The 19,430-nt window shown below is 53.6% G+C and carries 22 protein-coding genes and 3 tRNA genes; 13 read left to right on the top strand and 12 right to left on the bottom strand.

All coding sequences use genetic code 11. The features are described 5' to 3' along the window. The first annotated feature begins 49 nt into the window (after window positions 1-49). A complete protein-coding gene (locus ELK40_RS03835) occupies window positions 50-1,597 on the top strand; it encodes a YjjI family glycine radical enzyme (RefSeq protein WP_127729556.1) in 1,548 nt (515 codons plus the stop codon). Next, window positions 1,572-2,432 (top strand): YjjW family glycine radical enzyme activase, encoded by an 861-nt coding sequence (locus tag ELK40_RS03830; RefSeq protein WP_127729554.1) that lies wholly within the window; start codon window positions 1,572-1,574, stop codon window positions 2,430-2,432. Before ELK40_RS03835 ends, ELK40_RS03830 begins: the two co-directional genes overlap by 26 nt. On the opposite strand, the gene ELK40_RS03825 is transcribed toward ELK40_RS03830, so the two are convergent. The 8 genes from ELK40_RS03825 to ELK40_RS03790 form a co-directional block, all read right to left on the bottom strand. Beyond that, window positions 2,427-3,209 carry a TatD family hydrolase gene (locus ELK40_RS03825; protein ID WP_127729552.1) on the bottom strand — a complete coding sequence of 261 codons (783 nt, stop codon included), beginning with the start codon at window positions 3,207-3,209 and terminating at the stop codon, window positions 2,427-2,429. The genes ELK40_RS03830 and ELK40_RS03825 overlap by 6 nt on opposite strands. After that, on the bottom strand, window positions 3,206-4,258 hold the full coding sequence (locus tag ELK40_RS03820) for a patatin family protein (protein ID WP_008502074.1): 1,053 nt from the start codon (window positions 4,256-4,258) through the stop codon (window positions 3,206-3,208). The genes ELK40_RS03825 and ELK40_RS03820 overlap by 4 nt, the downstream gene beginning before the upstream one ends. Before the next feature lie 120 nt (window positions 4,259-4,378). Then, entirely contained in the window at window positions 4,379-4,540 is a 162-nt protein-coding gene (locus tag ELK40_RS03815) for a DUF1328 domain-containing protein (RefSeq protein ID WP_003856556.1), read from the bottom strand. Between the two features lie 127 nt (window positions 4,541-4,667). Further along, window positions 4,668-5,285, bottom strand: a complete 618-nt coding sequence (gene osmY / locus ELK40_RS03810) for a molecular chaperone OsmY (RefSeq protein WP_039260909.1) — start codon at window positions 5,283-5,285, stop codon at window positions 4,668-4,670. A 299-nt stretch (window positions 5,286-5,584) separates the two neighbouring features. Continuing rightward, the gene (gene prfC / locus ELK40_RS03805; protein ID WP_127729550.1) at window positions 5,585-7,174 is read right to left on the bottom strand and encodes a peptide chain release factor 3; all 1,590 of its coding nucleotides are present in this window, start codon (window positions 7,172-7,174) and stop codon (window positions 5,585-5,587) included. A 91-nt stretch (window positions 7,175-7,265) separates the two neighbouring features. Beyond that, window positions 7,266-7,943, bottom strand: a complete 678-nt coding sequence (yjjG, locus tag ELK40_RS03800; RefSeq protein ID WP_127729548.1) for a pyrimidine 5'-nucleotidase — start codon at window positions 7,941-7,943, stop codon at window positions 7,266-7,268. Between the two features lie 19 nt (window positions 7,944-7,962). Then, window positions 7,963-8,406, bottom strand: coding sequence for a ribosomal protein S18-alanine N-acetyltransferase (gene rimI, locus ELK40_RS03795; protein ID WP_127729546.1), 444 nt, complete (start codon window positions 8,404-8,406; stop codon window positions 7,963-7,965). Beyond that, complete coding sequence (locus ELK40_RS03790) at window positions 8,375-8,788, bottom strand: DNA polymerase III subunit psi (protein WP_008502079.1); 414 nt, start codon at window positions 8,786-8,788, stop codon at window positions 8,375-8,377. The genes rimI and ELK40_RS03790 overlap by 32 nt, the downstream gene beginning before the upstream one ends. A 102-nt stretch (window positions 8,789-8,890) precedes the next feature. Here ELK40_RS03790 and rsmC point away from each other — a divergent pair, with 102 nt between their 5' ends. The 4 genes from rsmC to ELK40_RS03770 all read left to right on the top strand — a co-directional run bounded on the left by rsmC (window position 8,891) and on the right by ELK40_RS03770 (window position 10,412). Continuing rightward, window positions 8,891-9,919, top strand: a complete 1,029-nt coding sequence (gene rsmC / locus ELK40_RS03785) for a 16S rRNA (guanine(1207)-N(2))-methyltransferase RsmC (protein ID WP_127729544.1) — start codon at window positions 8,891-8,893, stop codon at window positions 9,917-9,919. A gap of 172 nt (window positions 9,920-10,091) precedes the next feature. After that, window positions 10,092-10,178, top strand: a tRNA-Leu gene (locus ELK40_RS03780). 28 nt (window positions 10,179-10,206) lie between these two features. Further along, window positions 10,207-10,293, top strand: a tRNA-Leu gene (locus tag ELK40_RS03775). Between the two features lie 33 nt (window positions 10,294-10,326). Beyond that, a tRNA-Leu gene (locus ELK40_RS03770) sits at window positions 10,327-10,412 on the top strand. Window positions 10,413-10,453: 41 nt separating this feature from the next. Here the strand turns inward: ELK40_RS03770 and ELK40_RS03765 are convergent. Beyond that, window positions 10,454-10,723 carry a DUF1435 domain-containing protein gene (locus ELK40_RS03765; RefSeq protein WP_206529377.1) on the bottom strand — a complete coding sequence of 90 codons (270 nt, stop codon included), beginning with the start codon at window positions 10,721-10,723 and terminating at the stop codon, window positions 10,454-10,456. Between the two features lie 215 nt (window positions 10,724-10,938). On the opposite strand from ELK40_RS03765, the gene ELK40_RS03760 reads away from it, so the two are divergent. Both ELK40_RS03760 and fhuF read left to right on the top strand, forming a co-directional pair. After that, window positions 10,939-12,003, top strand: coding sequence for a diguanylate cyclase (locus tag ELK40_RS03760; RefSeq protein WP_029740020.1), 1,065 nt, complete (start codon window positions 10,939-10,941; stop codon window positions 12,001-12,003). Between the two features lie 95 nt (window positions 12,004-12,098). Further along, window positions 12,099-12,887 (top strand): siderophore-iron reductase FhuF, encoded by a 789-nt coding sequence (fhuF, locus tag ELK40_RS03755; RefSeq protein ID WP_127729542.1) that lies wholly within the window; start codon window positions 12,099-12,101, stop codon window positions 12,885-12,887. Window positions 12,888-13,014: 127 nt separating this feature from the next. On the opposite strand, the gene ELK40_RS03750 is transcribed toward fhuF, so the two are convergent. Then, on the bottom strand, window positions 13,015-14,361 hold the full coding sequence (locus tag ELK40_RS03750; protein WP_115876505.1) for a PTS sugar transporter subunit IIC: 1,347 nt from the start codon (window positions 14,359-14,361) through the stop codon (window positions 13,015-13,017). A 328-nt stretch (window positions 14,362-14,689) separates the two neighbouring features. Between ELK40_RS03750 and ELK40_RS03745 the strand changes: the two genes are divergently transcribed. Continuing rightward, window positions 14,690-15,148: a YbaK/EbsC family protein gene (locus ELK40_RS03745; protein WP_115876508.1), complete on the top strand. Its 459-nt coding sequence runs from the start codon at window positions 14,690-14,692 to the stop codon at window positions 15,146-15,148. A 38-nt stretch (window positions 15,149-15,186) separates the two neighbouring features. On the opposite strand, the gene bglJ is transcribed toward ELK40_RS03745, so the two are convergent. After that, window positions 15,187-15,822: a DNA-binding transcriptional activator BglJ gene (gene bglJ, locus ELK40_RS03740; protein WP_127732727.1), complete on the bottom strand. Its 636-nt coding sequence runs from the start codon at window positions 15,820-15,822 to the stop codon at window positions 15,187-15,189. Beyond that, on the bottom strand, window positions 15,819-16,556 hold the full coding sequence (locus ELK40_RS03735; protein ID WP_115876514.1) for a LuxR C-terminal-related transcriptional regulator: 738 nt from the start codon (window positions 16,554-16,556) through the stop codon (window positions 15,819-15,821). The genes bglJ and ELK40_RS03735 overlap by 4 nt, the downstream gene beginning before the upstream one ends. Before the next feature lie 409 nt (window positions 16,557-16,965). Here ELK40_RS03735 and ELK40_RS03730 point away from each other — a divergent pair, with 409 nt between their 5' ends. The 4 genes from ELK40_RS03730 (at window position 16,966) to ELK40_RS03715 (ending at window position 19,409) form a co-directional block, all read left to right on the top strand. Continuing rightward, entirely contained in the window at window positions 16,966-17,742 is a 777-nt protein-coding gene (locus ELK40_RS03730; RefSeq protein WP_115876516.1) for a threonine/serine exporter ThrE family protein, read from the top strand. After that, the gene (locus tag ELK40_RS03725) at window positions 17,733-18,206 is read left to right on the top strand and encodes a threonine/serine exporter (RefSeq protein WP_020885295.1); all 474 of its coding nucleotides are present in this window, start codon (window positions 17,733-17,735) and stop codon (window positions 18,204-18,206) included. Before ELK40_RS03730 ends, ELK40_RS03725 begins: the two co-directional genes overlap by 10 nt. A gap of 67 nt (window positions 18,207-18,273) precedes the next feature. Further along, entirely contained in the window at window positions 18,274-18,915 is a 642-nt protein-coding gene (locus ELK40_RS03720; protein WP_111964103.1) for a TetR family transcriptional regulator, read from the top strand. A gap of 41 nt (window positions 18,916-18,956) precedes the next feature. After that, window positions 18,957-19,409: a MarR family transcriptional regulator gene (locus tag ELK40_RS03715; RefSeq protein WP_127729540.1), complete on the top strand. Its 453-nt coding sequence runs from the start codon at window positions 18,957-18,959 to the stop codon at window positions 19,407-19,409. Window positions 19,410-19,430 lie beyond the last annotated feature (21 nt).

The raw sequence follows: 19,430 nt of genomic DNA, 5'->3' as shown, positions 1-19,430 counted from the left end.
GGCTTTCTACAATCCGTTCATCATCCGCAGAACATTCAAGGAAGCGAATATGCCCCACTCCAGCCCCGACGCCCTGCAGCAACGTTGCCAGCAGATTGTGACAAGCCCGGTGTTAACCCCGGAACAAAAACGTCATTTTCTGGCGCTGGAAGCGGAAAACAACCTGCCGTATCCGGCACTCCCTGAAGCTGCGCGCGCCGCGCTGGACGAGGGGTTTATCTGCGACATGTTCGAAGGCCATGCGCCTTACAAACCCCGTTACGTTCTGCCGGATTACGCAAAATTTCTGGCTAATGGTTCAGAATGGCTTGAGCTGGAAGGGGCAAAAGATCTCGACGATGCCCTCTCGCTGTTAACCATCCTCTACCATCATGTTCCGTCCGTCACATCGATGCCGGTCTATCTCGGTCAGCTTGATGCGTTGCTGCAACCTTATGTTAGAATTCTAACACAAGAAGAGATCGATAGCCGAATAAAACGTTTCTGGCGCTATCTCGACCGTACGCTGCCCGATGCGTTTATGCACGCAAACATCGGGCCTGCTGACGGCCCCATCACCCGTGCCATTTTGCGGTCCGATGCAGAGCTGAAGCAGGTCGCGCCAAACCTGACCTTTATCTACGATCCGGATATCACCCCGGATGATTTGCTGCTTGAGGTGGCGAAAAACATATGTGAATGCAGCAAACCTCATATTTCTTATGGCCCGGTGAATGATAAAATTTTCACAAAAGGCCGTTACGGCGTGGTGAGCTGTTACAACTCCCTGCCGCTTGCAGGCGGTGGCAGCACCCTGGTGCGCCTTAACCTCAAAGCCATTGCTGAACGCAGCACATCCATTGAAGACTTCTTCACCCGCACGCTCCCGCACTACTGCCAGCAGCAAATGGCCATCATCGATGCACGCTGCGGTTTCCTGTACGAGCAATCTGGCTTCTTTGAGAATAGCTTCCTGGTGAAAGAGGGGCTGATTGATGCCGATCGGTTTGTGCCGATGTTTGGCATGTACGGCCTGGCGGAAGCGGTAAACGCGCTCTGTGAGAAAGCAGGAATAGCGGGACGCTACGGAAAGGATGAACAGGCCAACGCGCTGGGCTATCGCATCAGCGAACAGCTTGCGGCGTTTGTCGAAAACACGCCGGTGAAGCACGCCTGGAAGCAGCGCGCGATGCTTCATGCCCAGTCGGGGATCAGCTCCGATTCGGGTACCACGCCAGGCGCGCGCCTGCCCTACGGCGACGAGCCGGATCCCATCAGCCACCTGCTGGCGGTGGCTCCCCATCACAAGCACTACTCTTCCGGGATAAGCGATATTCTGACGCTGGATGAAACAGTAAAACGCAACCCGCAGGCGGTGGTTCAGCTGTGCCTGGGCGCGTTCAGGGCGGGTATGCGTGAGTTTACCGCCAACGTAGCGGGTAACGATCTGGTGCGCGTAACCGGGTATATGGTGCGGCTATCGGATCTGGAGAAATACCGCGAAGCAGGGTCGAGAACGAACACCACGTGGCTGGGTGAAGAAGCCGCACGTAATACCCGTATTCTGGAACGTCAGCCTCGCGTGATTAGCCATGAACAGCAGATGCGCTTTAGTTAGTCAGGTCATTCCTTTTTCCTGCGTAGACGGGCCGGGCAGCCGCCTGGCACTGTTCCTGCAGGGTTGCAACCTGCGCTGTAAAACCTGCCACAACCCGTGGACGATCGGCCGCTGCAACGACTGCGGGGACTGCGTGCCCCACTGCCCGCACGACGCGCTGATTGTGCATGCGGGACGCGTCTGGTGGCAGGAGAGCGACTGCCACCAGTGCGACACCTGCCTGCGCCTGTGCCAGCAGCAGGCAACGCCTATGGCGCACCGCCTGAGCGTGGAGGAGATCCTCGCTCAGGTCCGCAAATCTGCACCGTTTATAGAGGGGATCACCGTAAGCGGCGGGGAAGCCACAACGCAACTGCCGTTTTTAGTAACGCTGTTCACCGCGATCAAAGCCGATCCCGCCCTGCATCATCTGACCTGCCTGGTCGACAGCAACGGCTTGTTAAGCGAAACCGGCTGGCAAAAGCTGCTGCCGGTACTGGATGGCGCGATGCTGGATCTCAAGGCGTGGGGTAACGCGCACCATCGCTTCCTGACCGGGCGCGACAATCCGCAGATCAAGCAGAGCATCCGCTGGCTGGCAGATCGTCGCCGTTTGACGGAGCTCCGCCTGCTGGTGATTCCGGGGCAGTGTGACTATCTGGAACACCTCAAGCCGCTGACGACGTTTATCCACGGGCTGGGAAACGTGCCGGTACGCCTCAATGCGTTTCATGCGCACGGCGTGTACGGTGAGGCGGCGTCATGGCGCAGCGCCACGCCCGAGGACGTTGAACCGCTGGCGCGGGCGCTGGAAAAACAGAAGATAACGGTGATCCGCCCGGCGCTTTATCTATAGCGTGATGCTAAATACCAAACGGGTATTTTCCAGCAGCGCGTCGGCAATCACCTCTTCTGGCTCCTTTCGCAGTTCACACAGGGTGGTAAACACGCGTGCCGCCTGCTCCGGACGATTCGGCTGGCCCTGAAAACCATTCAATGGCATATCCGGCGCGTCAGTTTCCAGCAGAAGCGCCGACAGCGGCAACTGTGCCATTACGTCCCGGGTTTTACTGGCCCGGGGATAGGTGATGGTGCCACCTACACCAATTTTATAGCCCAGTTCAATGAAACGCTGCGCCTGCTGCAGGCTGCCGGAGAAACCGTGCACGACGCCCCTGCGCGGCAGATCGATGCGTTTCAGGTGCATCGCCAGCTTATCGTGCGTGCGTCTTGAGTGGAGGATCACCGGCAGATCGTGGCGCTTCGCCAGCCTGAGCTGCGCGTCGAGGATCGTCTGCTGGCGCTCAAACTGCGGATCCTCGCGATAAAGATCGAGGCCGATCTCACCGATGGCGACAAGCTTGTCGCCTGCGGTCTGCACGATCTCATCAAGTCCCTCAATGTGCTCATCCCGATGTCGCTCAATCACAATCGGATGCAGGCCGAGCGCGGCATAGAGCGCGGAGTGCCGCATGGAAAGATCCAGCACGCGGGAAAAATAGGCCGCTTCCACTGAAGGAACAATGATGGCCTGAACGCCTGCCTCGGCCGCTTTCGCAATACTGTGTTCTTCATCTCCCGTAAACGGCGGGAAATCGAAGTGGCAGTGGGTATCAATAAAGCGGTGCGTCACGCCAGATCCTCGTTATCCAGTAAAGCGTCATTCGCCTGCGGAATATCCACAAGCGGCACCGTCAGAGCGTCGTTAGCGACAATCGCAGGCGGCGTAATAATGCGTTTATGGCGATGAAGCGGCGGTTGCTCTGCCAGCATTTTACCCACCGTCGCCAGGAAGTAGCGTCCGCACAGCCGCCCCGTTTTGTAATCCATGCGCAGCGCAGGAACGCGACTGCCCAGCGCCATGCTCAGCAGCGGCTTAGGCGGATAAATTTCAAAAATACGCAGCTTACCCGGCGGCTTTTCAATGAATCGCTGCATCGCGCCGTAGGTTGTTTCATGCTGCTTCGCGATGTTCACCAGCGGCTGGAGGCTGCTGTCGCCCAGCCAGCGCTCCATCCGCTTAAACCACTGCGGGGTGTAATACATTTGCGACGGCACGGTACGGATTACCACGATGGTTTTCGCCCCGCGACGGGCGGCTTCCTGCACCGGCACCGCGTCACTGATCCCGCCGTCAAGATAGCTAATACCGTCCAGCAGGGCGCCGGTACGATAAAAACCGGGGATCGCGCTGGAGGCGCGGATGATGTCCAGCCAGTTCTCCTTTTGAGGAGAAAAATAGCCCGGCGAATAGTCATCGCCCCGGCTGGCGCACATCCAGAATTCTTTGCCGCTATCAAACAGACGGGCGGCAGTATCCATGGCCAGCGGCATCTGGCTGGAGGTCGACTCCAGCAGCCAGTCGAGATCGATCAGGTTGCCGCCGCGCACAAAGCGCACCGGATTAAAAAATTCTTTCGCCGTGGTATAGCGCATGATGACCTTTCGCGCGTAGCCGGGCTGGTTGCAGACATAGGCAGAGAGGTTCTGCGCCCCGGCAGACGTGCCGAAATAGAGGTCAAACGGGTTGAACTGCGCGCGCATAAACTCATCCAGCACACCGGCGGTGAAAATGCCGCGCTGTCCGCCACCCTCGCAGACCAGCGCGAGTTGACCTGCGCGGAACGGTTTTAACGTCAGCGGCGCAATATTGCCGAGCGTAACGGGAATTCGTTGCCCCACCTCTGCTTTCCTGTTTTGATTATTTTATAACACCACAGTAACGCACCCGACCTGTTCCGCAAATAAGAAAAAGCCAGTCACAGTGACTGGCTTTATTTTGTTGAAGGAATATTGCGTTTGCTATGGACGTCGACGTCCCGTAAACAGGCTGACCAGGAACAGAATAATACCCACAACGAAGACAATTTTAGCTGCCCATGCCGCTGTACCTGCCAGTCCACCAAAGCCCAATGCGGCGGCAATTAACGCGATAACCAGAAATATAATGCCCCAACGAAACATAAGCTTCTCCTTTACCATAGTTAATGTCGGCCGCTAAACGTGAGCGCTCAGGTCACTCACCGGCGTTTTTCAAGAGTCGTTCTTATTTCGCCCGCTGGTGTTAGCCAGACGGGCGAATGGTCAAGATTTACTTCGTTTTCAGATCGTTTTTAACGCTTTTCACACCGTCAATCGCTTTCGCGATGGACTCGGCACGTTCACTTTGCGCCTGCGAATCTACCGTACCGGAAAGCTGAACCACGCCATCGGTGGTTTCTACTTTCACCTTACGGGACGGCACGATGTCATCCGCTAAAAGTTTAGCTTTGATTTCGCTGGTGGTGGCTGCATCACCGGCATAACCTTTCACCGACGCGTTTTTGCCGTCACGTACGTGCAGCTTATCGCTGACGGATGCGACACCTTCGACGCCTTTCGCCACTTTCACCGCCTGTTCAGCCTGAGCCTGGCTTTCGACAAAGCCGCTCAGCGTGACCACTTTCTTGTCGGTCTTAACGGAAATGTCGGTGCTCTTAATGGCTTCATCATCCACCAGTGCGGCTTTCACTTTTGCTGTGATTGAGCTGTCATCCATGAAGTTGCCGACTTTATTCATAGAGCTATCGATTTTTTGCCCTGCGTTATCGGCCGTGGATTGTGCTTTATCCATGGTGCTGCTTTCCGCCAGGGCGGAGCCGCTCACCAGAACGCTACCCAGAGTTACAGCCAGCAGAGTTTTAGAAATCTTCAGTCTTGTCATATTCATCGATCTATTCCTGTGTTGACCCGTTATTCGGGCTGCATACTTCCTTAGTAGTTTTATATATTGCGAATAAACACGCGGGCAAAATGGATAACCTAAAGTCATGCATTGAACAGTTAATTTATCCACGCCCGGTGTTAAACACTGAGTTAAATATAGATCACTCTCACAGAGCCGCTTTCAGAATTGGGCAAAAAACGCGCGAATAGCGTGAAATTGCGTTGAATTAAGAACATTCCGCAAGGGATTAATAAGACAGGAATTAAAGAAGAGCACGGCGGGAGCCGTGCTCAGAGAGGGGATTAGTGCTCGCGGGTTTTACGGAACTGAACGTCAGGGTAACGTTCCTGCGTCAGGTTCAGGTTCACCATCGTTGGCGCGATATAGGTCAGGTTATCGCCACCATCCAGCGCCAGCTGAACTTCATTCTTACGCTTAAATTCTTCGAATTTCTTCACGTCAGAACACTCAACCCAGCGCGCAGTCGCGACGTTCACCGATTCGTAAATCGCCTCCACGTTGTACTCGCTCTTCAGACGCGCAACGACCACGTCAAACTGCAGCACGCCGACCGCGCCAACGATCAGATCGTTGTTCGCGATTGGGCGGAAGACCTGCACGGCGCCCTCTTCGGAAAGCTGGACCAGGCCTTTCAACAGCTGTTTCTGCTTCAGCGGATCGCGCAGACGAATGCGACGGAACAGCTCCGGCGCGAAGTTCGGAATACCGGTGAACTTCATCATTTCGCCCTGGGTGAAGGTATCACCGATCTGGATGGTGCCGTGGTTGTGCAGCCCGATGATGTCGCCCGGATAGGCCTCTTCAACGTGCGAACGGTCACCCGCCATAAAGGTCAGCGCGTCGGAGATGACAACGTCTTTCCCGATACGCACCTGGCGCAGCTTCATGCCCTTTTCATACTTACCGGACACCACGCGCATAAAGGCCACGCGGTCACGGTGTTTCGGGTCCATGTTGGCCTGAATCTTAAATACGAAGCCGGTGAACTTCTCTTCTTTTGCTTCCACTTCACGGGTGTCGGTTTTGCGCGGCATCGGCTGCGGCGCCCACTCCACCAGGCCGTCGAGCATGTGGTCAACGCCGAAGTTACCCAGTGCGGTACCGAAGAAGACCGGGGTAATTTCGCCGCTCAGGAACAGCTCTTTGTCGAATTCGTGAGACGCGCCCTTGACCAGCTCCAGCTCCTCGCGCAGCTGCGCGGCCAGCTCTTCGCCAACCGCCGCGTCCAGATCCGGGTTGTCCAGACCTTTAACAATGCGCACTTCCTGAATGGTGTGGCCTTTACCGGTCTGATACAGGTAAGTTTCGTCTTTATAGAGGTGATACACCCCTTTGAACAGCTTACCGCAGCCAATTGGCCAGGTGATTGGCGCACAGGCGATCTTCAGCTCGTTTTCTACTTCATCCATCAGCTCCATCGGATCGCGGATGTCACGGTCGAGCTTGTTCATAAAGGTGAGGATCGGCGTATCGCGCAGACGGGTGACTTCCATCAGCTTACGGGTCCTGTCTTCTACACCTTTCGCGGCGTCGATCACCATCAGACAGCAGTCCACTGCCGTCAGGGTACGGTAGGTATCTTCGGAGAAGTCTTCGTGGCCCGGGGTGTCCAGCAGGTTCACCAGGCAGTCGTGATACGGGAACTGCATCACGGAGGTGGTAATCGAAATACCACGCTGCTTTTCCATCTCCATCCAGTCGGATTTTGCATGCTGGCTGGAACCACGGCCTTTAACGGTACCCGCAGTCTGGATCGCCTGTCCGAACAGCAACACCTTCTCGGTGATGGTCGTTTTACCGGCATCCGGGTGAGAGATAATGGCAAAAGTGCGGCGCTTGGCCACCTCTTGCAGATAAGGAGACAACGTCATAATTAAATCTTCTTTTATAAGCGCGGCAGCACGCCACGCATCATGGAATACAAAATTGCGGCTATTTTACCCATCAACGGGGGGCAGGCAATCATTGTTTACACAGGAGTTGCTCCAGTTCGTTCAACGACGTCACGGTCCAGGTCGGCTCGATGCCTTCAGGCTTCACGCGGCCATGCGCGTTGAGCCACACGGTCGACAGACCTGACTTCATGCCGCCCAGGATATCTGACTCTGCCGTATCACCCACCATCAGGACGCGATCGCGGTCGGGATTTCCGGCCTGCGCCAGCGCATAATCGAAAATACGCGGATCCGGCTTCGGCACGCCAACCTCTTCCGAGATCACCAGCGCGTCGAAATGATCGCGCAGGCCGGTGCGCTCAAGGCGGATCTGCTGCAGGGCGGTAAAACCGTTGGTGATGATCCCCAGTTTCACCTTGCCTTTCAACGCATTCAGCAGGGAAACCGCGCCCGGCAGCGGCGCACAGATATCGGCCATGGCGTTAAGGAAAGCCTCGTTCAGCGTCCCCGGACTGACCTTTAAGCGTTCCGCCCAGACGTCAAAGCGCTGGTGCTGAAGCTGTAACGCGGTGATGGCACCGTTCTGGTAATCCACCCACAGCGGCTTATTTACCGCCTGATAGTCCTGAAAATCTTCAGCGGTGAAGGTTACGCTATAGTCGAGAAACATCCGCTGCAGGCCGCCGAACGAATCAAACGTAAACAGCGTTTCGTCGGCATCAAAGAAAATCCAGTCCCATTTCATCGTTACAACCTTATATTCGTTATCCAATCGGCAGAGCCATGATAATGGCGTCTTCACGTCCCTCTGCGGTGGGGTAGTAGTTACGGCGGATTGTCGCCTCGTTAAAGCCTAAGCTTTGATAGAGCGCGATGGCGGCGACATTCGACTCGCGCACCTCCAGCCACAGGGTGAAAACGTCACGGGTTTCGAGCTCACGGATGAGGTGCTCAAGCAGTTCTCTTCCCAGCCCACGGCGCTGAAACGCGGGATCAACCGCGATATTAAACAGCGTCGCTTCATCAAGAACAACCTGCGTGATCGCGAAAGCGGCCATGGTGCCGTCAACGTCCAGGCGGTAGTTCAGATACCGTTCGCCCTGATTGCTGGCGAAAGTTTTTTCGCTCCACGGAAACGCGTGGGCGCGTGTTTCAATCGCGAACGCGGTGGACAGGTCAGGCGTCGTGAGGGAAGAAATCGTGTTCATATTCGCAGATTTGTTGCCATAGCGCGCTGCGCGCTTTTGGGTTGGCTTTCAGTTCGTCCAGCGCTGGCGAGCAGATCTGGCTCCCCTGAAGAGAGATCTCATTTGCCTCTCCGATACGCCAGCTGTTACAGCGGCTATCAGGAGGCAGCATCGCGACACGCTCTGGCGTCAGCGGTAAAACCTGGTCGGCCGTCAGCTTCAGGCTGCGAAGGACATCACCGATCAGGGGGTCATTCAGGGCAGGCAGTTCTTCCGCCACCATCACCAGACGAACGTGCGCCGGGATGGAGATGGCGATTTCGCCCTGCAACGCCGTCGGGCGACGCAAAGCCCACTGGGTAATGCCCAGCTGCTGCAACTGCCAGTCTCGTCGGGATGTCATAGGGAAAACTCCTGTCTCTCAGGCGCGCAAATATAGCAAATGTGTCGAAAGTGCGCCATCTACCTACTATAATCCCCGCCTGAGTTTATTGAGGAACAATTCATGTCTGCATTTACCCCGGCAAGTGAAGTCTTGCTGCGTCACAGTGATGATTTCGAAGAAAGCCGTATTCTGTTTGCCGGAGATATGCAGGATGACCTGCCTGCGCGTTTCGACTGTGCTGAAAGCCGTGCCCATACCCAATACTACCACCACTGGCAGGTGCTGAGCCGCCAGATGGGCGAGCGCGCGCGCTTTAGCCTGGTGGCAGAGCAGAGCGATATTGCCGACTGCGATACGCTGATCTACTACTGGCCGAAGAATAAACCTGAGGCCCAGTTCCAGCTGATGAACCTGCTCTCCCTGCTGCCGGTCGGCTGCGATATTTTCGTGGTCGGTGAAAACCGCAGCGGCGTGCGTAGCGCTGAACAGATGCTGGAAGGCTACGCGCCGTTGAATAAAGTCGACAGCGCTCGCCGCTGTGGTCTCTACCATGGCCGTCTGGAAAAACAGACAACGTTTGATGCGCAGGCTTACTGGGACGAGTACCAGCTTGACGGCCTGACCATCAAAACCCTGCCGGGCGTGTTCAGCCGCGACGCGCTGGATACGGGCAGCAAGCTGTTGCTCTCCACCCTGACGCCGCACACCAAAGGCAAAGTGCTGGACGTAGGATGCGGTGCGGGCGTGCTCTCTACCGTGCTCGCCAGCCATTCACCAAAAGTGCGCTTAACCCTGTGTGACGTGAGCGCTCCGGCGGTAGAAGCCAGCCGCGCAACGTTTGCCGCAAACGGTATTGAAGGCGAGGTGATTGCCAGCAACGTCTTCTCCGACGTCACCGGTCGCTTCGACATGATCATCTCTAACCCGCCGTTCCACGACGGTATGGAAACCAGCCTGGAAGCCGCGCAAACGCTGATCCGTGGCGCGGTCCGTCACCTCAACAGCGGCGGTGAGCTGCGTATTGTCGCGAACGCCTTCCTGGCGTACCCGAAAGTGCTTGACGAAACCTTCGGTTTCCACGAAGTGATCGCCCAGACCGGCCGCTTTAAGGTCTACCGTACCGTGATGACGCGTCAGGCCAAAAAGTAATCTCCACTCATGCAGGCCGGATAAGTGCAAGCACCATCCGGCTCCGCATGGCGCCTGCATCGGCCATTTTTGCAGCAATCAAGGCGTCGCGCGCACTTTTCTGTTGACGTAAAGCTGAAAACATCTAGAATGCGCCTCCGTGGTTACGATACTTTTACAGTATCGATGGTATGCGAAGGTGGCGGAATTGGTAGACGCGCTAGCTTCAGGTGTTAGTGTCCTTACGGATGTGGGGGTTCGAGTCCCCCCCCTCGCACCATAAATCACAATGATATTGCTCGCACTGGGCGAAGGTGGCGGAATTGGTAGACGCGCTAGCTTCAGGTGTTAGTGTCCTTACGGATGTGGGGGTTCGAGTCCCCCCCCTCGCACCAACGAGGCGATATCAACAATAGTAAGATGACTGTGCGAAGGTGGCGGAATTGGTAGACGCGCTAGCTTCAGGTGTTAGTGTCCTTAGGATGTGGGGGTTCGAGTCCCCCCCCTCGCACCAATTATCTTACATCCCTTCTGTAGTTCCTCTTCTTTTCCCTGTTATTTCAAGCTCATCAGTATCACCAGAATTCCACTGACCAGTGCTACACATGATGGTAGTAAAACAAAGTGGCGCAGTTGCTTATGCCAGATCATGCCTGACGTGACTAACAGTCCTGACACAATGATCGCTTTCCATGTATCAAGGGAGAGATCGGCAAACGTCAACCCGCCGAGAATGGCTCCCGGTAGCAATACCCCCCAACCACTGCCAAGCGCCCTGTTCAACATGCTCTGCCCTCTCAAAGCGATAATGATAACCAATATCATATGACACGGATTATCATTTGTCAGCTGAATGAATCAAAATCCATCGTCCTTTACCTTTCCCGTAATGACAGGAATTGCCTAAGGTGATAAATTGCACACCTGTTAACAACATCTAAAGATTTTCTGATAATTACTCTTTGAGTTTTTTTCATATTTTATTGCGATACAGCACCTACTTATTTGTTTTAATTAAATTTTAATAAAAACGCACGACTATGACATCACAATCCTGGCGGTCTTTGGTTCACAGAAAATATCAATTGTCGTTACGTTTATTTTTATTTCTGAACGCAACCTCGGCAGTGTTCTCGGTAACAAATCCGCTCAATTCTGTACGCCTGTTATCAGCCCCACTTATTGCTATTTTCTCCATCAGCACCGGCCTGTTCGTCTGGCACTGGAGAAAGCGCGCGCGGAAGATAAATATTCCTGTTGTTTCAGGGATATTCGGTATTTTGTGGGCCTGGCAAATTGTGTCTAAATTCGCCTTAATTACCCACGATCACGCGACGTATTTGTTAATCGCCCTATTAACGGTGCTTTTTATCGGAACGCTGGCATTCGCCAGTAATATCAAAGCCTTTACGCTGCACTCACTGCCTACGTTTATTGTCTGCCTGTGGTTAAGCGATCACGATATATGGCTGAGAATGACCTATTCTTTCGCACTTCCTGTGGTGGCAATTGCTATTCATAACATTTTGCAAACACGTAACGACCGTTTTGCTCAGGAGCTGCTCTCACGTCTTCTGGAAGAGCGAGAAACCCTTACCGATCTCAGCATGATGGACCCGCTTACCGGGCTTTATAATCGTCGCGGTCTGCAAAGCCGTCTGGAGAATCTGCCGACGGTTGAAAATGGCGAGCATTTTGTCCTGCTGATGGATATCGATCACTTCAAAGCCTATAACGACCATTATGGCCACATGATGGGCGACCAGGCGCTGAAGCGTGTCTCTGCGGCAATCCGCGACGCCGTGCGTTCTCGCGATATTGTGGCGCGTTTTGGCGGGGAAGAGTTTATGGTGCTGTTGACGAATATTTCTCTCGAACATGCTCGCCAGACGGCCGAGCGGATCCGTCAGAAAGTCTACGATTTGAAAATCCCGCATCTGTTTAACGAGAGCGTAGCGACAAACGTCACCATCAGCATTGGTATTGCCATTTTCGAGGATGAAGACGTAGAAGGCGCGCTGGAAAAAGCGGACAAAGCCCTCTATGAAGCCAAGCATATGGGGCGCAATAACATTCTGCTGAGTGAAGAGCTGCAGACGGCTTAAACATCACGACGATGTCACCCGGACAAAAGTCTTGCCATTGGTATAAGCAATAGTTAGGATTGGCAATCATTATCATTTAGATTTCTATCTATACTATGGCTACGCATACCGCACACATCGTCGAACCACTCCTCTGGCGAGCGCCCCTCACCAGCGGGAATGTTTCGCTTGCGGATGCCGTACGGGATAAGATTGCGGAGACGCGCGCCCACCTGCTGGACTTCATCCGGCTTGATGAAGCGCACCCGAATCACGCCATGACGCTCTCAGAGTGGCGTCACCCGACAAAACTGCAGTCTCTGCTGGCTACCTATTCCGACCATATCTATCGCAATCAGCCCACCCTTACGCGGGAAAATAAACCCCTGCTCTCTCTATGGGCGCAGTGGTATATCGGGCTGATGGTGCCCCCCCTCATGCTGGCGCTGTTAACCCAGAAGAGCATGCTGGAACTCTCGCCGGATAATTTCCACGTCGAGTTCCACGAAACCGGGCGTGCGGCCTGTTTCTGGATTGATCTCCACGAAGACCAGAACGCTGAACGCCTGACGGCTCAGGAACGTATGGAGCAGCTTATCATCCAGGCCCTGATCCCGGTGGTGGAAGTGCTTGAAGCGACGGGAGAGATTAACGCAAAGCTTATCTGGAGCAATACGGGCTATTTAATCCACTGGTATTTAACGGAAATGAAGCCTCTGCTTGGTGATGAGAACGTTGATGCCCTGCGTCAGTCCTGTTTCTTTGCAAAACAGCTTTCCGATGGCCGTGACAACCCGCTATTCCGCACCGTCGTGCTCCGTGATGGGCTTCTGGTTCGCCGCACCTGCTGCCAGCGCTATCGCCTGCCGGACGTTAAGCAGTGTGGGGACTGTACGCTGAAGTAGAGCAGTGAATTGCCCGGTGGCGCTTTGCTTACCGAGCCTACAAAACCGGGCCCGGCCTAAACCCTCTCACACAAGGAGAGGGAATAAACACTAAAAACGGCAACATGCGTTGCCGTTTTGTTTTTACTTATGCCACTTGCTGATTGTCCTCTTCCGCGTTACGCTGCGCTTCTTCCGCTTCCTGCTCCAGCAGCTGTTTCTCGTATACTTTGAAGAACGGGAAGTAGATGATTGCAGATACGCAGGCCAGAACCACAACCAGAATAGCCGCGCGGAAATCCCAGCCCAGAGCCCACGCTGCACCTATTGGCGCCGGTGCTGTCCAAGGGACTACTGAGATGACGCGGCCAATCAGGTCAAACGTCATCGCCGCCCAGGCCAGCACGGCATTTACCATCGGTGCCAGCAGGAACGGAATAAAGAACACCGGGTTCATCACAATCGGCGTACCGAAAATGACAGGTTCATTGATGTTAAAGAAGCTGGGTACCACGCTCAAACGTCCGATAGAGCGTAAATGCGCTGAACGGCTACGCAGATAGCAAATCACCAGCCCCATCGTGGCGCCCGACCCGCCAATCACGATAAAGAACGTCCAGAACGCCTCCATAAAAATATGCGGCAGAGGCTGGCTGGCGGCCAGAGCGGTCTGGTTCGCGCCGAGGTTCGTGAGCCAGAACATCTGAAGCATCCCGGAGACGATGGCGGCTCCGTGGATCCCGGCGAACCACAGCAGATGACCAATCAACACGGCCAGCAGGATCGCAGGCAGGGAATCCGCTGCGGAAACAAGAGGTTTAAAGACCGACATAATGGCCTGCGGGATCAGCATGCCGAACTGAGACTGAATGACCAGGCTCAGAGGGTAAAGCGTCAAGACCACCACCAGCACAGGGATGAGCAGATCAAAAGAGTTTTTGATCATCGGAGGTACCTGGTCTGGCAGGCGAATACCGATGTTGTGCGCCTTGAGGAAACGCATCATCTCAACGCAGTAGATCGCCACCAGAATCGCGGTAAAAATCCCCGTTCCACCCAGGCTGTCGACAGGCAGCGTGCCTTTGGTTTTCGGTGCCGCGACCAGCAGAAATGCCATCAGCGACAGCATGGCGCACATAAACGGGTCTAACTGGTGCGATTTGACATAGTGTTTGCCAAGGTTATAGGCAATGGCCGCACAGATATAAATGGACATAATGCCCATCGTCATATCAAACGGCGTCAGGATCTGACCTTCAAACTGCTTCGCCATATCCAGCCAGGCGCGGGCGAAACTCCAGGTGGTATCAGGCGAAAATGGCGGGTATGCGAACACTAACAAAAATGAACCCACAATCATGAATGGCATCGCGGAGATGAACCCATCACGAATGGCCATCACATGACGCTGGGAAGAGATCCGCCCGGCAATCGGGCTGACGTAATTTTCAACAAAACGGAATATTAGGTTAAACGCAGCATGGTTGGCAGACATGGCAGATCTCCTGTCAGACGTTTGTTACGGGCACATTTGCGCCGCACGTTGTTCCATAAATCACCTTCACAACCTTGCTGGCTTGTGTACCAGTAGTACTGCTAAGACGGAATGGTTTCATAATTTGCTCTTATTATTAGATACAGGGGACGTTACGTACTCAGTATTAATCGACGCATCACGCTCTGCAACCGGTTACTGTAACCGGTTTCCGTGATTGTGAAGAGGATCCAGAAATCAGCCGTTCGGTATATTTGTTACTGAAGAGATATTTACAGAGCATAAATTCTTATGACAGATTACGCAGGATATTTGTCAGGAGGAAACAATGAGTTTGCAGTCTGTACAGCAGTTTTTTGCCGACAACGCGCCGGATATAGACGTCATTGAACTTAGCCAGAGTACCGCTACCGTTGCGTTGGCTGCTGCCGCCCACCGTGTGGAACCGGGACAAATCGCCAAGACCTTGTCACTAAAGGTGAAAAATGAGGTGATTCTGGTGGTAGCGAAAGGCGATGCGCGTCTGGATAACAAAAAGCTGAAAGACACCTTTGGTGCAAAAGCGCGCATGCTCAGCAGTGATGAAGTGGTGACCATAACCGGTCACCCCGTTGGGGGCGTGTGCCCGTTTGGCCTGGAAAACCCGCTCGCGGTTTACTGCGATGTCTCGTTAAAGCAGTACGCCGAAGTGCTGCCCGCCGCAGGCGCAATTCACAGCGCTGTGCGTATCTCACCTGACAGAATGGCAGAGCTGACTTCCGCAAAATGGGTGGATGTTTGCATCTGATTGATGCGCCAGAGCCTGTCTGGCGCGCAACAGGCAGGTTATAAAAAGGTCGGCTTGCTAAGCGTCGGACTTCGCGGTTCTCTTGCCGAAAGGTGGGTAATAATATCTGCCGCATCGAGCAACCCTACGTCAGAGTTCACCCCCAGCTTCACCATCGCATTAAACTTATGCGCCCGGATGGTCTTAATATTGCGTTCAAGCCGTGCCGCGATTTGAGGAATGGAATACCCGCAAGACATATAACGCAATATTGCCCTTTCCGTTGGGCTTAACATTCTGCTTTGACTCCGGTACCAGTGATTCATCATATTGTCATTGATGCACAAGGTTTCACTCAACAACACCATGAGTTCCTTCTGCAGGAGCTCAAGCGTCAGCGATTTACTAACCACACCGTGAAGGCGTGACGGGGAAAGATAGCTAATTAATCTTGCTTCCATCTCGTCAGCGACCAGGATGATGCGCTGGATATGACCATGCGTAAACGCAAAATCCCGCAGGTGCGCCAGGCAGCTACGACGCTCTTCCCGCGCATCGGAATATGAATAGATCAGCGAGAAAAAATTGACGTGCTGAAGTGCTTTCTTAAAACTGTCAAATTCATTAAACAGATGCAGTTGGTAATGATTTAGGCCGGGCATCGCAAAAAGATGCTTTAGCCCAACAGCACTCATCGTGCAATTTTCGACGATGGCAATATGGCTTGTTGAATCGGTTTTTTCCATTCTTCGAACTCTCCATAGGCTGACATCAAACTCAGCTCTCGCATTCCCTGTGTACTGTTTATCCAGGCGTACATATCGGCGTTACTGCGTAATGAAAGTCGTCGCATCGCACTGTTTTTCTGCGCACTGATGGTTTTATTGCTCTTCTTGAGCAATGTGGCGATTTGGTTGATCCCCCATCCTTTACCTAACAGTCTCAATACCTTGCGTTCGGAGTGCGTGAGCGCGATAACATGTTCGTTTTCCTCCTCTGAACTTAGAGGTTCCGGGGTTAACAACATCTGGCTTACTCGCTCTGCGCGTTCGCGACCTGCCCGTACAGCGTTAACCAGGCCTTCAATGGGTTCCATATCAGAAAGCAACGTACTTTCAGGGCGCACAAGTAACTCAACGGCAATAGGGTTAAGTGGCCGCGAAACTAAAAAGATCCAGTGAATATTCCGGTATTGATTCAATAAACTGAAATACTCTTCAAGCGCCCCTCGAGGATTCCAGTATTCGCCTGAAATGTCGGCAATGATGACGTCAGCGCGGCGTAGCTGGAGCAGCGTTAACTCCTGCAATGAGTTGCAATAGGTCAATTCAAAATCGGGGAAATGGCGAGTCATCACGCCCCCTAACCCGTTTTGCATCACAGGTATCCGGCTGATGATAACGCTATGCTTACCGTGCAAAGACAACATAGACCCTCCGTGTCCATTCTTCATTTGATGAGTAACGTTAAAACGCATCAACGTATGAGTATTTTTGTCCCTGAGTGTAATGCAGGTTAATACAAGTAGAAGATGAGATGTATTCTTAGTATAAGAAATGCCTAAACAGCACTAATATCTCACAAAGCGAAACAAAATTTAATTGCAGTGCCATTAAAATAACTACAATATAAAATTAGAATAACTAAATATAAATAACTTATCTTTCAATATTAATTATTCATGAAAATGATAAATTAATCCCAAGCTCTTCCGCACTAAGGGACGGCAACTGTTTGCATAAACCTTGATCTGGCCCACAGCAAGAGACACTGCACTTTGTGTTAAAAATAATTGCTATGGCCCAACCGGCAACTTTCACCCTTTTTCAGGACAATACATGCAGGCAGATCGGTCAACGCAGCGTGCTATCACGCGGCTATGTATCCAGTGCGGTCTTTTTCTGCTCCAGCATGGCGCGGAAAGCGCGCTGGTTGAGGAGCTTTCCACCCGACTGGGACTGGCGCTGGGTATGGATAGCGTTGAAAGCGCTATTTCATCCAACGCCATTGTGCTGACCACGATTAAAGATGGTCAGTGCCTGACCTCCACCCGCAAAAACCATGACCGTGGCATTAACATGCACGTCGTGACCGAAGTGCAGCACATCGTCATCCTTGCTGAACATAAGCTTCTCGAACTTCGGGAGATTGAAAAAAGGTTCAGCCAAATTAAGCCATTACGTTATCCGCGCTGGCTTGTCGTGTTGATGGTAGGGCTGTCGTGCGCCTGCTTTTGTAAGCTCAATAAAGGCGGCTGGGACGGTGCGATCGTCACCTTTTTCGCCAGCAGTATCGCCATGTATGTTCGTCAGTTGCTGACGCACCGACAGCTGCATCCGCAAATTAACTTCTGTATTACCGCGTTTGTCGCCACCACGGTTTCCGGTCTGCTGCTGCGCCTGCCGCAGTTTGCCAGCACCCCGACGATTGCTATGGCCGCCAGCGTGCTTCTGTTGGTCCCGGGCTTTCCGTTGATAAACGCCGTCGCCGACATGTTTAAAGGGCACATCAATACAGGTCTGGCACGCTGGGCTATTGCCAGCCTGCTGACGCTGGCGACCTGCATCGGCGTGGTCATGGCCATGACACTCTGGGGGTTACGCGGATGGGCGTGATAGATTTTCTGCTGGCGCTGGCACAGGACATGCTTCTGGCCGCCATTCCTGCCGTCGGCTTTGCGATGGTATTTAACGTTCCGCAACGCGCGTTGCCATGGTGTGCACTGCTGGGCGCGATTGGTCATGGCTCGCGAATGGTGATGATGACGGCGGGTTTTAACATCGAATGGTCAACATTTATGGCTTCCATGCTGGTTGGCAGTATCGGCATCCAGTGGTCACGCTGGTATCTGGCGCATCCCAAAGTGTTCACCGTCGCCGCCGTTATCCCGATGTTCCCGGGCATATCTGCGTACACAGCGATGATTTCCGCGGTGAAAATCAGCCATTTTGGCTACACCGAACCTCAGATGATCCTCCTCCTGAGCAACTTTCTTAAGGCGTCGTCCATCGTTGGCGCGCTCTCTATCGGGCTGTCGATCCCCGGGCTGTGGCTGTACCGCAAACGCCCACGCGTTTGATATTTGTGTTATTTCGCTGCCGTGGAGATAATCCTTCTGGTCCGTTTGGTGAAAATAAGGAAAGGATGTGGCTAACCCTGGCAGCGAACACCCCGAGCACAGCGAAGAATCTAGCCTGAAAGAGAAAATCTTTCAGAGCGCCATCGCGCTTTTTGCCGAGTATGGATTGAACGGTGCCCGCATGGAGCAGATCGCGGAGAAAGCGGGTACGACCAAACGCATGGTGGTTTACCATTTTAAGAATAAAGAGAACCTCTATCTCCTGGTCCTGGAACATGTTTACACTCAGATTCGCGCCAGTGAAAAAGCGCTAAGCCTGGCGGGAATGCCTCCCGTCGAAGCGCTGGTCAATCTGGTTGAAGCTACCTTTGACTATCATGCCGACCATCCGGATTACATCCGGATTATCTGCATGGAAAACATGCAGCGCGGCCGCTTTATGCAGCAGTCGAACTATCTTCGTCAGGTCAACCGTAGCGCGCTCGACCTGCTGGAGGGCATCCTGCACCGGGGCAAAGAAAAACAGCTATTCAGCCAGACCGTTGACGCCCGAGATCTTCACCGCCTGATAAGCAGCTTCAGCTTTCACTACGTTGCCAACAGCTACACCTTTACGCTGTTGTTTGAAGATGGCGCAGACGAACAGGCTCAGCGCGAGCACTACCGCAAAATGGCCGTTCAGGTAGCGCTCCGTTACACCTGCCCATAAAATTGCTTGCAATTAAATTGCACACTATCTATATTCATCTCATGAACGCGAAAACGAACGACGCAACCGCTGCGCTCAAGCTGGATAACCAGCTCTGCTTTGCCCTCTATTCGGCAAATCTGGCGCTTAATAAGCTGTACCGGCAGCTGCTGGCACCGCTGAACCTGACTTACCCGCAATATCTGGTGATGCTGGTGCTGTGGGAGCAGGATGACATAACGGTGTCGGACATCGGCGAACGGCTGTTTCTGGACTCTGCGACGCTGACGCCGCTGTTGAAGCGGCTGGAAAGTGCCGGCCTAATCAACCGTCACCGTTCGCGTAAAGACGAACGTCAGGTCGCCGTCACCCTGAGTGAAACGGGACGTGAACTTCAGCAGCAGGCACGGGGTATCCCCGATGCGGTGGGTTGCGCAGCGCAGTGTGATACTGACACTCTGGTGACGCTCAAACAGGAGCTCGAACTTTTGCGACAACAGCTACACCGCGCGTAACGCTATACTTTAGGCGTTATT

This window comes from Enterobacter sp. N18-03635 (genome assembly GCF_004006055.1).
GTDB lineage: Bacteria > Pseudomonadota > Gammaproteobacteria > Enterobacterales > Enterobacteriaceae > Enterobacter > Enterobacter vonholyi.
This window is presented reverse-complemented; position numbering and strand designations above follow the sequence as displayed.